We start from the raw sequence: 14,258 nt of genomic DNA, 5'->3' as shown, positions 1-14,258 counted from the left end.
AGGAGATGTCATCTATGGCATTATCTGAAGAATTGCTTGCTGTTCTTGCCTGTCCCGTATGCAAGGGGGAAGTCCGTAGTGCTGAGGATGGTTCGGGCATCATCTGTCCGGTGTGCCGCCTTAAGTATCCCATCCGTGATGACATACCGGTAATGCTGGTTGACGAGGCGGAAGGAATTGGGGAACAGGAACCGGAAACCGGGGTACGGTAAACGCTGTGAATAAAAGGCAGGATAAAATCAACAGCATCCTTGTCCGCTCCACCAACTGGATTGGCGACGCGGTGATGACTACGCCGGCGCTGAGGGCAATACGGGAGAGTTTTCCCGACGCCCGCGTGACGATTCTTGCCAATGGGCTTGTGGCGCCGCTTTTTGCCGTTCATGACGCGGTTGATGATGTCATCGTCTATGATCGCAAAGGTGCCCATGCCGGCTTTGGGGGAAAAATCAGGCTTGCGAGGGAATTGAGCTCAAGGAAGTTTGATCTGGCGATTCTCCTTCAGAACGCCATTGATGCGGCGCTCATAGCCTGGCTGGCCCGGATTCCCCGGCGCATGGGATACCGCACCGACGGCCGCGGTCTGCTCCTGACCCATGGGGTGTCCGTCAGCGAGGACATTCGCCGCCTGCACCACGTGGAGTATTACCTGAACATGCTCGGCCGGTTTGGCGTTACCACCGGCGACAAAAGCCTCAACCTCTGCACGGCCTCCGGTGAAGACCTCGCCCTGGCGGAATTGCTGGCCGGGCACGGAGTCGGGAAGGGCGACTTCCTGCTTGGTATCAACCCCGGGGCCTCCTATGGTGCCGCCAAGCGGTGGTACCCCGAGCGTTTCGCTGCCGTAGCCGACCGCCTTGCCCAACGCTGGGGGGCTCGGGTAGTGGTGACCGGCGGGCCGGGAGAAGCGGACATAGCCGCCGACATTGCCGCGGCCATGACTTCCCCATGTCTGGTCATGGCAGGCAAGACTTCGGTGCGTGAGTTGATGGCGCTCATCAAGCGCTGTGATTTCTTTGTCACCAACGACTCAGGACCAATGCACATTGCTGCCGCCTTCGGTGTCCCGCTCGTGGCAGTGTTTGGCCCCACCGACCATACAACCACCTCCCCCTGGTGCGACACGGCGGCCATCATCCGCCGCGATACCGACTGCGCCCCATGCCTTCTGCGGGAATGCCCCACGGACCACCGGTGCATGACTGCGGTTACAGTGGAAGATGTCGTGGAAACGGCTGAAGAACTGCGGAAGACGCTTGAATATCGCACTCAGGCACAGTCAGAGCGTTCCCGGTGAAGCTGGCGTTCTGTCTTTTTAAATTTTTCCCCTATGGCGGATTACAGAGAGATTTTCTCCGCATTGCCAAAGCGTGCCATGACCGGGGCCATGCCATCCACGTTTATACGATGGCGTGGGAGGGTGAGCAGTTACCCCATTTCAGCGTGCATATCCTTCCTGCAAAAGGTCTTACTAACCATGGGCGCTGCAAGTCCTTTTCAGGCTTGCTTGCAAGGGAGCTGGAGAAGGGGCATTTCGATGCCGTCATTGGTTTTAACAAAATGCCCGGACTTGACGTTTATTTTGCGGCTGACCCTTGTTTTGCCTCAAAATATGCAGGTAAATCCATCTTGTCCCGCTTGACTGGTCGCTATCGCGTTTATAGTGCCATGGAACGGGCGGTTTTCGACAGGGACGCCAACACGAAGATTCTCCTCCTGACGGGAGAGGAAAAGCAAAATTACATCCGTTGTTATCAGACGCCGGATGAACGTTTTTATCTTCTGCCGCCCGGCATTAACCCTTCTGATTACCAGTTGTCAAATCCTGAAGAGGTCCGTAGTCAAATCCGTCAACAGCTTGATGTCGGCATGCAGGACCTGCTCCTTTTGATGGTTGGCTCAGGGTTCAAAACCAAGGGAGTCGATCGTTCAATCAGGGCTTTGGCCTCATTGCCGGCTGAACTGCGGAGCCGGGCCCGGTTGTTTGTCGTCGGCAGGGGGGATTCGGCTCCTTTCGAAAAATTGTCTGCCAAACTGGGGATATCACGGCAGGTTTCTTTCCTGGGGACCAGAAACGATGTGCCGGCCTTTCTCGTGGCGGCCGATATACTGCTGCACCCTTCATATACTGAAGCCGCGGGAATGGTTTTACTGGAAGCGATGCTGGCCGGGTTGCCGATACTCTGCTCGGAGGTGTGCGGCTACGCAACGCATGTGAAAAGTGCCGGGTCAGGGCAGTTGATTCCTGAACCATTTGAACAGCGGACGATGAATAATCTTTTGCTGCACATGCTTGCTGCTGCCGATGAGAGGAAGAGCTGGAGCCGCAATGGCCTTGAATATGTGGCCAAAACGGATATCTCCGGTTTGCCTGACCAAGCAGTGCAAATTATCGAGTCCGTGACAAGGTGACGTATATGGTTGTTCTCGAACTAGCCGATGAGTTGCAGGCTCTTTTCCCCGGCCCGGATGCTTTTGACCGCATTCTGGCCCTGGACGGCCGGCTCTTCAGGAAATTTGCCGCCCGTAGAACTCTGCGGGTAGAGTTGGCCGGCAAAGGTTATTTTATCAAGATCCATCTGGGTGTCGGCTGGAAAGAGATATTCAAGAATCTGATTTATCTGCGCCGTCCCGTTCTTGGCGCACGGGATGAATGGCGCGCCATTCAGCGCCTCGAAGAGCTCGGGGTCGATACCATGAAAATTGCCGGTTTTGGTGAGCGGGGGAGCAACCCGGCATGCCGGCAATCCTTTCTGATAACGGAAGAGTTGTGTAACACCATCAGCCTCGAGGACTTCTGCAAACCTTGGCAGACTGATCCGCCGCCGGTATCCCTGAAGCGTTCCCTCATTGAAAAGGTGGCGAATATTGCCCGGCAGTTGCATGAAAACGGCGTGAATCACAGAGATTTTTATATCTGTCACTTTCTTCTGGATGAAACCTCCCTTGTGGAGCCCTTTGCGGCCGAAAGACTCAAGCTGTTTCTCATCGATCTCCATCGGGTGCAGATCCGCAGCAAAACCCCACGGCGCTGGATCGTTAAAGATATTTCCGGGTTGTTTTTTTCCAGCATGGATTTAGGCCTGACGCGCAGGGACCTGTTCAGATTCATGAAAATTTATCGGGGACGGGAACTACGGAGCATCCTTTCCCAGGAACACTCTTTCTGGGCCTCTGTCGTGGGGCGGGCCTTCAAGCTTTATCAAAAGACGCATCGGCGCATGCCCAGGGTGACCCTGCCGCCAAGCACAGTGGAGGGTGCGCGGTCATGAAGGAACTGAAGCTGTACTGGTCAACCAGTTTGCAGAACGGCCGGAAAAATTTCGGTGACTGGCTCTCTCCTGTCCTGGTCGAAGCCCTTTCCGGAAGAAAGGTTGTCCACGCCAGGCCCAATAAATGCGACCTGATGGCCCTCGGCAGTATTTTGGCCAAGGCCAGGAATCATTTCTGGAACAGAAAAATTGATATATGGGGTTCGGGGCTCATCGAGGATATAGGGCAGTTCAGCAGCCCCCATCGAATCCATGCGGTCCGGGGGTGGAACACGGCCCGCTCCATACGCAACCGGCAAATCAGCGTCGTTGGTGATCCGGGACTTCTGTGCGACATGCTGGTGCCGGAGAATGTGACAAAGACCAAGACCTCGGCCATCGGCATCATTCCCCATTATGTCGATCAGGACAATCCGCTGCTGCAGGAGTTCCTCCGCACCAATCCCGGAGTCAAATTGATAGACGTATTTTCAGAGACGAGGGATTTTATCACGCAGGTGGCCCAGTGTGATGTGGTGCTTTCTTCCAGCATGCACGGGCTTATCACCGCGGACGCCCTGGGGGTGCCCAACGCATGGATTCGACTCTCCGGCAAGGTGTGGGGAAGAGATTTCAAGTTTGCGGATTATTACAGTGTTTACGGTTTTAGTGACATTTCTCCTTTTCCTTTCTCCGGTACGACTTCCAAAGAAGACGTCATGAAACTGATCGATACCTATAGCCGGCCGGGGTTGGCGCAGATAAAAGAAAACCTGGTCAAGGCGTTTCCCTTTAAAAAATAGTCATGACGGCCTCCCTCTGACCTGCCAAAGGGGGGATGTGATTACAATGGTGGTGGTGTAAACTTGGAAAAGCTGTTGAACCCGGATCGGAGCCCATCAGCCGGCAATAATAAGCCGCTTGCCGCTCCAGTTGCGCTCAATGATTTCTTGCGGGAAATTTATAGCAATCTCGCTTTTGCCGAGAAGGTGAGAACCCTTGAAGCCTTTGCGCGATTCGTAAATGGGGCGGCAGGCAGAGATTGTGCCGATGCGATTAAAGGGATTATGGCTGTGCCAGTTGGCTCCGGCTGGGAATTTGAACTGCCGTCATCAACGCCCCAAGTATCCGGTCTGGTGAATGGAAGGTCGTTTCAGCCTTTTCTTGCAAGCGTTTATTCGTATTTTTTGGCTACGGCCAGCCGTTCTGACTCTCTGCGTTTTTATCGATTCTTTACCGGATGCCGCCGGCTGAAGGATGAACGGCCGACTCTACGCGCTGTCGAGCGGGAAGCCATACAGATCGCCACTAAGAGGTGGCGGAAGGATGCCCGGCGGTCTATGGGCAACAACGGCTCATTTGTGGCCGGACGGGAATTCGGGTTCCGTATTCACCGGATGGCCACGCCGGAGGCCGAGCGTGCCCTTGCCCTGCTTCTGCCCGACCCCGACAGGATTTTTGAAGAGGGGGTTCCCTTAAGCGGGCGAGGAAGCGGGTGCAGCAGTGTGCGGGTCCGTATCGGTGATGGCACTTATTTTCTCAAACGGTATGACTGCCGCGGATTAGGGTATCGCGTCAAGAATATTTTCCGGCGTTCTCGGGCACTCAAGGTCTGGATTGCCACATGGGGGTTTCTTGCGCGAAGCCTGCCGGTCCCCCGACCGTTGCTTTTCCTTGAGGAGCGGCAGTGCAGACTGCTGGGGCGAGCTTATATACTCAGCGAGTTCCATGAAGGAGCAGAGCGCCTCATGAATCTGTGGCCTCTGCTGCAGGATCGGGAAAAGGATTGCGTGCTCATTAAATCTGCCATGCTGTTGGGTATGGTCAATCGTTTTAATTGCATACATGGCGATACCAACTGGGACAATCTTTTGATTACGGATAGAAGCCGTTTTGACCTGATTATGGTTGATCTTGACTGCGCCAAAATCCCTTTCCGGTTAAGTCCTGCCAGGGCATTTCGGGATATTCAGCATTTTGTGCGCGATCTGTGCCGGGAGAAAAATGCCGGCTGTGGCAAGAAAGAATTCTTCGTCCAGCTATGGCGGCGGTGGTACCTGTCGAATACTGTGTGATGTGATATTTCGTTGGTGCGGCTAGTGGCGTGAGGCAGTCACATTTGACAGAAGTACTCAATTCGGTCGGGAGAGAAAATGATAAATGTCCTGCAACTTGTAAAAGAATATCGTGGTAATCATCATTTATTTAATGAACTCTTCCCTCTAGATCCTGCCAAGTACCGTGTTACGGTTTGTTATCTGACAGGGGAAAATAATGGTAACAACCTCCTAGAGAATACTGTTGATGAAGTTATATATCTAGATTTAAAAGAAACAAGTCTTAAGTGGTACAATTTGGCTCCAGCAAACAAAATAAAAAAAATTATTGATGGGAAAAATATAGACATTATTAATTGTCATAGGCACAGAGCTACATTAATTGGTGTTGTAGCCGCAACAATGTCAAAGAAATCGCCAAGTGTTTTTTCAACTATTCATGGTTTTGAGAGAAAATCAACGATACGTAGAAAAGTCATCGATTATTTTTTTAACAGAAGATTAGAAGGATTGATTTTAGTTTCTGAAGCTCTGCGCCAGTATGTTCTGATGAATAATTGGGCGTTGGTGTCAACTAAGCTGCATACTGTTTATAATGGTAGTAGTTTTTCTCGGTTTATTAATTCCGGGGAAAAACAATTGATAAGAAAAACTCTATTTTCTTCCATACCTGATGGTTTCTGGTTCGGGACAGCTGGGCGACTTGTTCCGGTAAAGAATCATGAGGGATTAATACATGCGTTCAACCGTGTTGCACGACAAATGGCAAATTGTCATCTTCTGATCGCAGGGAGTGGGCCGTTGGAGAAATATTTAAAGGGACTTGTAGATGAACTGGGTTTGGCGTCGAAAGTTCATTTTCTGGGATATCGAACTGATATTCCGGAGGTTCTGAAAACACTTGATGCTTTTGTCTTACCCTCGCGGCGAGAAGGTTTGCCCATGGCGTTGCTGGAGGCTATGGCGTCGGGTCTGCCAGTTGTTGGGAGTCGTGTCGGCGGTATCCCCGAAATTCTTCAAGGATGCGGTGCAGGGATGCTTGTAACTCCAATGGATTCAGACGATTTGGCTGTCAAAATGCTTGAAATGGCCAAGATGCCTTCGGAGCAACTTCATACGATCGGAATTTTGGCTAAGCAGCGTGCTGTCGAGGGGTTTTCAGCCAGAGCGATGATTGATGGTTACGACAAAATCTTTCGATCTACATTAGATAAGCACCTTGCTGCGTAAATGCTGCGATATATTAAAACGTTATTTCTTGCGCGGTTTTTTAAGACTTAGTTTAGATTCAGTCTTTATATGAATACAGGCAACTTTTAGATTCAAAGAACGGAGTAAACAAGCAGGTGCATAGTACGAACGACAGAAAAAAAATAGTACAGTGGCTGTTCTGGTTCATGCTCTTGAACGGGGTTTTGGCCATGGGGGTCGGCTGCCTGTACCTCAACGCGGCAAAGCTCCCGACGGACCTGATGGCAAGGATTTTCCTTTTCACAGCTTTCCCTTCCCATTTCATTACGCTCTCTTTTCTTGCATTCCCGCTGCTGCTTGTTGTCGGCTTGCTCTGGCCCAACCGAAGGGTTGTGACAACACTGGCCATACTTTCGGGGATTGCGCTGCTGGTTTTCCTCCTGATAGACGGCGGGGTTTATTCCCTTTATCGGTTCCACCTCAACGGGATGGTGTGGAATCTGGTCACCAGCGGTGTTGCCGGCGAGGTTTTGTCGCTGACTTGGGTGACGTGGGCAACTTTCTTTGTCCTGGCGGTTGCAATCGTTTGCGTGGAAATGTTTTTAGCCCGTCTCCTCTGGCGCAAACTCGACCGTCTCCGGTTCGGGGTGCCGGTATTGCTTCTGGTTCTTCTGCTCGTCGCGGGATCGCATTTAATGCATGCCTGGGCGGATTTTGTCCAGCATGTGCCGGTTACGCGGACCGTTCGTATGCTGCCGGGCTACAAGCCCGTCACCATGAAGCGCCTGATGAGGAGTTTCGGTTTTGTTCCCGCCAAAAGGGTTGCTCAACTTCAAGTTGAAGAGGGGAGCGGGCTTGTCTACCCCCTCGAAACGCTGAAATTTTCCGCGCCTGCCCGGCCCCATAACCTTCTGATGATCGTTATTGATAGTTGGCGCTACGACATGCTCGGGCCGGACACAACGCCGAACATCTGGAAACTGGCTTCTGAAAGTTGGATCTTCGATCAATACTACAGCGCCAGCAATTGTACGCGCTTTGGTATTTTTTCCATGTTTTACGGTATTTATGGCACATACTGGCATGCTTTCCTGGCTGAGCAGCGTGGCCCGGTGCTGATATCCGAGCTGAAAAAGCGCGGATACGAGATGGGAATTTTTGCCAGTGCTCCCCTGTCAAATCCGGAGTTCCATCGTACGGTGTTTGTCGATGTGATGGATAAGGTGCAGATTCGTCAGGAAGGTAAGCGGGGAATTGATCGTGATCAGCAGATTACCCGTAAAATGGTGCAATTCCTTGGGGAGCGCAACCGGAAGAATCCCTACTTCGGCTTCCTTTTCTACGATGCTACCCACTCGAAGCAGTTCCCGGATTCGTTTGCACTCCATAAACCGTATATTGATCAGGTAAACTACCTGACTCTTGACAAGAACAAGGACCCGAAACCATACATAAACTCATATAAGAACTCTCTGGCGTTTGTTGACAGCAATGTCGGAGAGGTTCTGGCTGCCCTGAGAAGCAAGGGCGAACTTGAGAACACCATTGTTGTGATAACCGGCGACCATGGTGAGGAGTTCAATGACCTGAAACTGGGTTACTGGGGACATAACGGCAATTTTTCCCAGTACCAGACCCGCACCCCCTTTGTTATCCGCTATCCCGGGCAGAGCCCCCGCCATTTCGGCCACCTGGCCACAAGCCTTGATGTGGCCCCGACCCTCATGAGGGATTTGTTCGGTTGCAGTACGGACCCATCCCGCTACAGCAATGGAACGTATCTGACGGACAGCCGGCATCGCCCCTTTGTGCATGTCAGTACCTGGGATGCATTTGCACTGATTGACCGGAAAAGGATATGCATAGTCGAAAACAAGGGGACGACGGATATTGTCGATTGCAGCTATAATGAGCTCCCCGGCGAAAAAATGGATGTCGAGCTCTCCAAAACCGTCATGGAAGGGATGAGCCGGTTCCATCTCCGCCGGTAACCGGTGGGCTTGCATTTTTTGTGTATTGGGCTGCCACAGGTGGTGTCGGCTGAAAAAAGGCGCTTAAGGAATTGTTATGGATTTATCAGTAGTAGTACCGGTAAAAAATGAAGAAGAGAACATTGTCCCGCTCATCGACGAAATTCGCAAGGCGCTGCACGGGATGGACTATGAGATAGTGTATGTGGATGATGGGAGCACCGATGGCACCTTGATGCGTCTGCACGAAGTCGGCGGATCATTTCCACGGCTCAGGGTAATTCGCCACAGAAACAGTTGTGGCCAGAGTACCGCCGTGCTGACGGGAGTCAGGCATGCTCGGGGTAACTGGATTGCGACCCTTGACGGAGATGGGCAGAATGACCCGGCGGATATCCCCAGGATGTTTGAGAAGGTGAAAGATTGCAGGGATTCCGGAGCAAAATCCCTTGTTTGCGTCTGCGGATATCGTCGTACGCGCCGGGATACCTGGCTGCGGCGGATTTCTTCGCGGGTTGCCAACGGTGTCCGACGCGGGTTGTTGAAGGACGATACGCCTGATACCGGTTGCGGTCTCAAGGTCTTCTCGCGTGAGGTATTCCTGTCGCTGCCGTATTTTGATCATATGCATCGCTTTCTGCCGGCGCTGTTCCTGAGAAATGGGGGCGCTGTCGTTTCCGTAGAGGTGAATCACCGGGAGCGCACCCGCGGGACTTCCAAATATGGCTTGTTCAATCGTCTATGGGTCGGCATTGTTGACATCATTGGAGTGGCCTGGTTGCAGCGGCGTTCCAGAATACCTGAAATAATCGAGGAATAAGATATTTATGGAATCCAGCAGGATGTGGCTTGCAGTTGGTTTTTTGGGACAGGCTCTTTTCACCATGCGCTTTGTTGTGCAATGGCTGCAAAGCGAGCGCATGCGCCGCAGCGTGGTGCCTGAAGCTTTCTGGTACTTCAGCGTGCTTGGGGGGCTCACTCTGCTTGCCTATTCGATTCATCGCCGTGACCCGGTATTTATTGTCGGGCAGGCTTCGGGCCTGTTCATCTATTTGCGCAATCTTTATTTTATAATTCGTGAAAGAAAGAGATTGAAAGCATATGCTGATCATTCCGCAGATTGATCAGCTCGTGTATGGTTCTAATGTGAAAAACGCCGGGAAGGTAAAGTTTTGGAATCAACGATTGACTTGAAGCCGGGAAGTGTCAACCCCCGGCATGTGTTCCTGCTCCTCGCAGGTTATTTCGTTCTGCATCTTCTGTTTCGATATTTCGTTTCAGACAGTCTGGAACTGGATGAGGCTGAACAGCTTCTGCTTACGCAGGAACTCCGCCTTGGCTACGGTTCGCAGCCGCCACTGTATACCTGGTTGCAGGCCGGTTTTTTTTCCATTTTCGGGACCAGTGTCTTTGCCCTGGCAGCGGTCAAGAACATCCTCCTTTTTCTGACCTATTTCTTTGTGTTCTCCAGTGCAAAGGAAATTACCAATGATGACAACCGCGCGGTAATTGCGATGGTATCGCTGTTGATGATTCCCCAGTTTTTCTGGGAGTCGCAGCGCGATCTCACCCACTCGGTACTGGGGACTACCATCGCCGCATGCACGCTGTTTATTGCTGTACGTCTTTTCAAGACGGGACGGCTCAAGTACTACGTTTTGTTCGGGCTCTGCGCCGGCGCGGGAATTATCTCCAAGTATAATTTCGGGGTTTTTCTCGTTGCGCTTCTGATCTCTGCGGCCTCAGTGCGAAGCTTGCGGCCTCGATTATGCGACCGTAAAATTCTCATCACCGTTGCGTGCCTTCTTCTGGTCATCACACCCCATCTTTACTGGGCAGCAACCAATGTTAAGGCTACGCTTTCCCAGGCGGACAAATTCCAGATGGCACGACCCATCGGCCTTCTCCAGTCTTATTCCATGGGACTGCAGAAGTTGGCAAAGGCGATAGCCGCATTTCTTGGAATGCTGCTTCCTGCCTATGCCCTGTTCTTCTACCGAAAGGGGAGAGATATTCCCGCCGCAACCGCTGAGGGGGATTATGCCCTGTTGGTGAAGAGGATGCTCCTTGCGGGGTTGTTTCTCTGCCTCCTGATGATACTGTTATTCAAGGTGACCGTGTTCAAGGACCGCTGGATGCAGCCGCTGCTGTTCGCCACCCCTGTGTACCTGGCAACCCTTTCCCGGACGAGGTTGGCCAATGCCCGCGGGTACTTCCGCTTTTGTCTGCTTGTGGCGGTGCTTGTGCTCCTGCTGTTGCCCGGCCATACCATATTCGCTTCCCGGTTCGGCACATACAACCGCCTGAATGCTCCCTATTCCGCCTTTTCAGCCCAATTACGCCAGGCCGGGTTCCGGCAGGGGGTGATTATTTCACAGAACAGGCTGACGGGTGGCAATTTGAGGATGGCATTCCCTGACAGCGTTGTGCTTGCTCCGGAGGTCCCCCGGTTCGATTACCGGACCGGCTCTGACTGGCTTATTGTGTGGGACGCGACCAAAAATGCGGAAATGCCGGACAAATTGCGGAAATTTGCCGCAGAATTTGTCCCGGCCGACATTAAAGCGGTGCCGCCCCGCATAATTGAAGCAACCAGTAAATATTCTACGGACCGCACAATGCGGCTCGGATTTATACTGCTCAGGAAAGACGTCCCATGAAGGTTCTCGTGGTAAAAGTAAGTGCTCTGGGCGATGTCATCCACGCCTTGCCGGTGCTCGACTATCTCCACCAGGCAGCGCCAGGCATCGAAATCGGCTGGGTCGTGGAGGAGGGGAACCGGGAGATTCTGGAAGGGCATCCCCTGCTTAGCCGGCTCCATGTAATCCGGACGAAGGCGTGGCGCCGCGATCCCCTGTCGGACACTACCCGTCGGGAGATAGCCGCTGTCCGCCGGGACATGCGCGAGGCGGCCTATGATATTGCATTCGATCTCCAGGGGAATATCAAGAGCGGCATCATAGCCTGGCTTTCGGGCGCAAGACGCCGCTATGGTTTTGACCGCGACGGGGTTAGGGAAACTCCCAACCTGCTGTTCACTACCAACCAGGTACCCCTAAGGCGGCAGGATCATCATATTTCGCACCGCTCACTCCGGGTTGTCAGCGTCCCCTTGGGACGTGACTATACGGGAATGACCATCGGATCCGACATCTTCACCTCTCCCGATGACGATGCCGCTGCCGAGGCTCTTCTGGCGACCCTCGACGATGGGCTCGTTTTCCTCTTCCACAACGGCACCACCTGGGCCACCAAACTCTGGCACGAAGGCGGGTGGATCGATTTGGGGAGACGGGTGCTCGAAAGGTTTCCGGATTCCTCCATCCTCCTGTCCTGGGGGAATGAGCAAGAGAAAGAGGTTGCGGAAAATATTGCCGCCGCAATCGGCCATGGCGTGCGGGTGTTGCCCCGGTTGACCATCAAGGGGTTCTGCGCGCTGCTGAAAAAGGTTGACCTTGTTGTGGGAGGAGACACCGGCCCGATTCATATGGCCGCAGCCGTGGGAACTCCGACGGTTTCCTTCTACCGGGCCACCGATGGAGCGCGCAACGGCCCGCGCGGCAATCTCCATGTAGTTTTGCAGTCGCCCCTCGACTGCACCGCCTGCCTCCGCAAGGCATGCGACAAGGATGCCTCCTGCCGTGCAAGCATCACGGCCGATCGCCTTATGGACGGCATCGAGAGGCTCCTGGCTCTCCCCTTTCAATCGGATGTGTGATGTGATAGACTGCACAACTTCTTCAATATCCAGATAAATCACAAGGATAGCCAACCATGTCCACGGTTCTCGTCACCGGCGCCGCCGGCTTTATCGGATTTCACCTCACGCAGCGCCTCCTTGACCGGGGCGACAACGTGGTCGGCCTTGATAATCTCAACGACTATTACGACGTAAACCTGAAGCTGGACCGCCTCCGTCAGCTGGAGGGGCGCGCTGGGTTCCGCTTCGTTCGGGCGAGCCTTTCCGACCGCCCAGCGCTTGAAGAGCTTTTTGCCGGCGGGCGGTTCGATGTGGTGGTGAACCTGGCCGCCCAGGCCGGGGTTCGCTATTCGCTCCAGAATCCCCATGCGTACGTCGACAGCAACCTGGTCGGTTTCATGAATATACTGGAAGGGTGCCGCCATCACGGCGTGAAACACCTGGTTTACGCATCGTCCAGCTCAGTCTACGGGGCCAATACGGCCATGCCCTTCTCGGTCCATCACAACGTTGATCACCCCGTTTCCCTGTACGCCGCCACCAAAAAGGCCAACGAGCTCATGGCCCATACCTATTCGAGCCTCTACGGCCTCCCCACCACCGGCTTGCGCTTCTTTACGGTCTATGGCCCCTGGGGGCGCCCCGACATGGCGCTCTTCCTCTTCACCAAGGCGATCCTCGAAGGGCGACCCATCGACGTCTACAACCACGGCAAGATGCAGCGGGACTTCACCTTCATCGACGACATCGTCGAGGGGGTGATGAGGGTTATGGACCGGACCCCGGAACCCAACCCAGTCTGGAGCGGCGACCGTCCCGATCCCGGCACCAGCTACGCCCCCTACCGGATCTACAACATCGGCAACAACAGCCCCGTGGAACTCCTTACCTTCATTGAAACCATCGAGAAGTGCATAGGGAAGACGGCTGAAAAGAACTTCCTCCCCCTTCAGGCGGGGGACGTGCCGGCCACCTATGCCGACGTGGACGATTTGATGAAGGATGTCGGCTTCAAGCCGGCTACTCCCATCGTGGATGGGATACGGCGTTTCGTCGAGTGGTATCGGGGGTATTATAATGTCTGATTGTGCGAAGGGAGACCGGATGAAGGTCCTTGTCACAGGTGGTGCAGGATATATCGGCAGCCATGTGGTTCGGCAGCTTTCGGAGGCCGGTTACACCGTGGTGGTCTACGACAACCTCTCCACGGGCTCTGCAGACGCCCTTGTCCACGGAGAGCGGCTCGTGGTAGGAGAACTGGCCGATTCCGCCCGACTTGACGGGCTTTTTGAAGAGTACGGCTTCAAGACGGTCCTCCACTTTGCCGCATCCATCGTTGCCCCAGAGTCCGTCAGCGATCCCATCAAGTACTACAGCAACAACACCCGCAATACCCTCAATCTTCTCACCGCCTGCGTGAAGCATGGGGTGGAGCGGTTCATATTCTCCAGCACCGCCGCCGTGTACGGTATGCCCGAAAGCGGCATAGCTGCTGAAGAAAGCCCGACGGTTCCCATCAACCCCTACGGCACATCCAAGCTCATGAGCGAATGGATGCTCCGCGATATTTGCGCCGCCCACGGCATGCGCTCCGTGGCCCTGCGCTACTTCAACGTGGCGGGGGCGGATCCCCAGGCACGCATGGGGCAGCGGACACCGGAGGCGACCCATCTCATCAAGGTCTCCTGCCAGGCCGCATTGGGGATGAGAGACAAGGTATCCATTTTCGGCACCGACTACGCCACCCCTGACGGCACCGGCATCCGCGATTATATCCACGTCGAGGATCTGGCCTCGGCCCACCTGGCGGCCCTTGCCTATCTGGAGCGGGGAGGGGAGTCGACGCGCATAAATGTGGGCTACGGCAAAGGGTCCAGCGTCCGGGAAGTTATCCGGATGGTGCGCCAGGTTTCTGGTGTCGATTTCCCGGCCGAGGAAGCTCCCCGGCGACCCGGCGACCCGGCAATGCTGGTGGCAAAGGCGGACCGGGCCGGATCGCTTCTGGGATGGACTCCGCGCCATGACGATCTCAAGACCATCGTCGCCGATGCTTGGCGGTGGGAAAGTAAGATAAATAAAGGGTAATCAC

General features: G+C 54.0%; 14 protein-coding genes. All 14 read left to right on the top strand.

What is annotated here, in order from left to right:
- The first annotated feature begins 14 nt into the window (after positions 1–14).
- The 14 genes from JZM60_RS15860 to galE all read left to right on the top strand — a co-directional run bounded on the left by JZM60_RS15860 (position 15) and on the right by galE (position 14,254).
- Positions 15–212, top strand: a complete 198-nt coding sequence (locus JZM60_RS15860) for a Trm112 family protein (protein WP_207163363.1) — start codon at positions 15–17, stop codon at positions 210–212.
- A 5-nt stretch (positions 213–217) separates the two neighbouring features.
- Positions 218–1,297, top strand: a complete 1,080-nt coding sequence (gene waaF, locus JZM60_RS15855) for a lipopolysaccharide heptosyltransferase II (RefSeq protein WP_207163362.1) — start codon at positions 218–220, stop codon at positions 1,295–1,297.
- Positions 1,294–2,412, top strand: coding sequence for a glycosyltransferase family 4 protein (locus JZM60_RS15850; RefSeq protein WP_207163361.1), 1,119 nt, complete (start codon positions 1,294–1,296; stop codon positions 2,410–2,412). The genes waaF and JZM60_RS15850 overlap by 4 nt, the downstream gene beginning before the upstream one ends.
- A 5-nt stretch (positions 2,413–2,417) precedes the next feature.
- On the top strand, positions 2,418–3,272 hold the full coding sequence (gene rfaP / locus JZM60_RS15845) for a lipopolysaccharide core heptose(I) kinase RfaP (protein ID WP_207163360.1): 855 nt from the start codon (positions 2,418–2,420) through the stop codon (positions 3,270–3,272).
- A complete protein-coding gene (locus JZM60_RS15840; protein ID WP_338148861.1) occupies positions 3,269–4,054 on the top strand; it encodes a polysaccharide pyruvyl transferase family protein in 786 nt (261 codons plus the stop codon). Before rfaP ends, JZM60_RS15840 begins: the two co-directional genes overlap by 4 nt.
- A gap of 63 nt (positions 4,055–4,117) precedes the next feature.
- Positions 4,118–5,326, top strand: a complete 1,209-nt coding sequence (locus JZM60_RS15835) for a BUD32 family EKC/KEOPS complex subunit (RefSeq protein WP_207163358.1) — start codon at positions 4,118–4,120, stop codon at positions 5,324–5,326.
- 78 nt (positions 5,327–5,404) lie between these two features.
- Positions 5,405–6,538 (top strand): glycosyltransferase, encoded by a 1,134-nt coding sequence (locus JZM60_RS15830; protein ID WP_207163357.1) that lies wholly within the window; start codon positions 5,405–5,407, stop codon positions 6,536–6,538.
- 116 nt (positions 6,539–6,654) lie between these two features.
- Positions 6,655–8,490: a DUF3413 domain-containing protein gene (locus JZM60_RS15825; RefSeq protein ID WP_207163356.1), complete on the top strand. Its 1,836-nt coding sequence runs from the start codon at positions 6,655–6,657 to the stop codon at positions 8,488–8,490.
- A gap of 76 nt (positions 8,491–8,566) precedes the next feature.
- On the top strand, positions 8,567–9,289 hold the full coding sequence (locus tag JZM60_RS15820; protein WP_207163355.1) for a glycosyltransferase family 2 protein: 723 nt from the start codon (positions 8,567–8,569) through the stop codon (positions 9,287–9,289).
- A gap of 7 nt (positions 9,290–9,296) precedes the next feature.
- On the top strand, positions 9,297–9,593 hold the full coding sequence (locus tag JZM60_RS15815; RefSeq protein WP_207163354.1) for a lipid-A-disaccharide synthase N-terminal domain-containing protein: 297 nt from the start codon (positions 9,297–9,299) through the stop codon (positions 9,591–9,593).
- 48 nt (positions 9,594–9,641) lie between these two features.
- A complete protein-coding gene (locus tag JZM60_RS15810) occupies positions 9,642–11,129 on the top strand; it encodes a glycosyltransferase family 39 protein (protein WP_207163353.1) in 1,488 nt (495 codons plus the stop codon).
- A complete protein-coding gene (gene waaC / locus JZM60_RS15805; protein WP_207163352.1) occupies positions 11,126–12,187 on the top strand; it encodes a lipopolysaccharide heptosyltransferase I in 1,062 nt (353 codons plus the stop codon). The genes JZM60_RS15810 and waaC overlap by 4 nt, the downstream gene beginning before the upstream one ends.
- A 56-nt stretch (positions 12,188–12,243) precedes the next feature.
- Positions 12,244–13,254: an NAD-dependent epimerase gene (locus tag JZM60_RS15800; RefSeq protein WP_207163351.1), complete on the top strand. Its 1,011-nt coding sequence runs from the start codon at positions 12,244–12,246 to the stop codon at positions 13,252–13,254.
- Positions 13,255–13,273: 19 nt separating this feature from the next.
- Positions 13,274–14,254 (top strand): UDP-glucose 4-epimerase GalE, encoded by a 981-nt coding sequence (gene galE / locus JZM60_RS15795; protein ID WP_207165638.1) that lies wholly within the window; start codon positions 13,274–13,276, stop codon positions 14,252–14,254.
- Positions 14,255–14,258 lie beyond the last annotated feature (4 nt).

Source organism: Geobacter benzoatilyticus, from assembly GCF_017338855.1.
Taxonomy (GTDB): domain Bacteria; phylum Desulfobacterota; class Desulfuromonadia; order Geobacterales; family Geobacteraceae; genus Geobacter; species Geobacter benzoatilyticus.
Note: the sequence above shows the minus strand (reverse complement) of the source record. Positions and strands in the feature narration are given on the sequence as shown.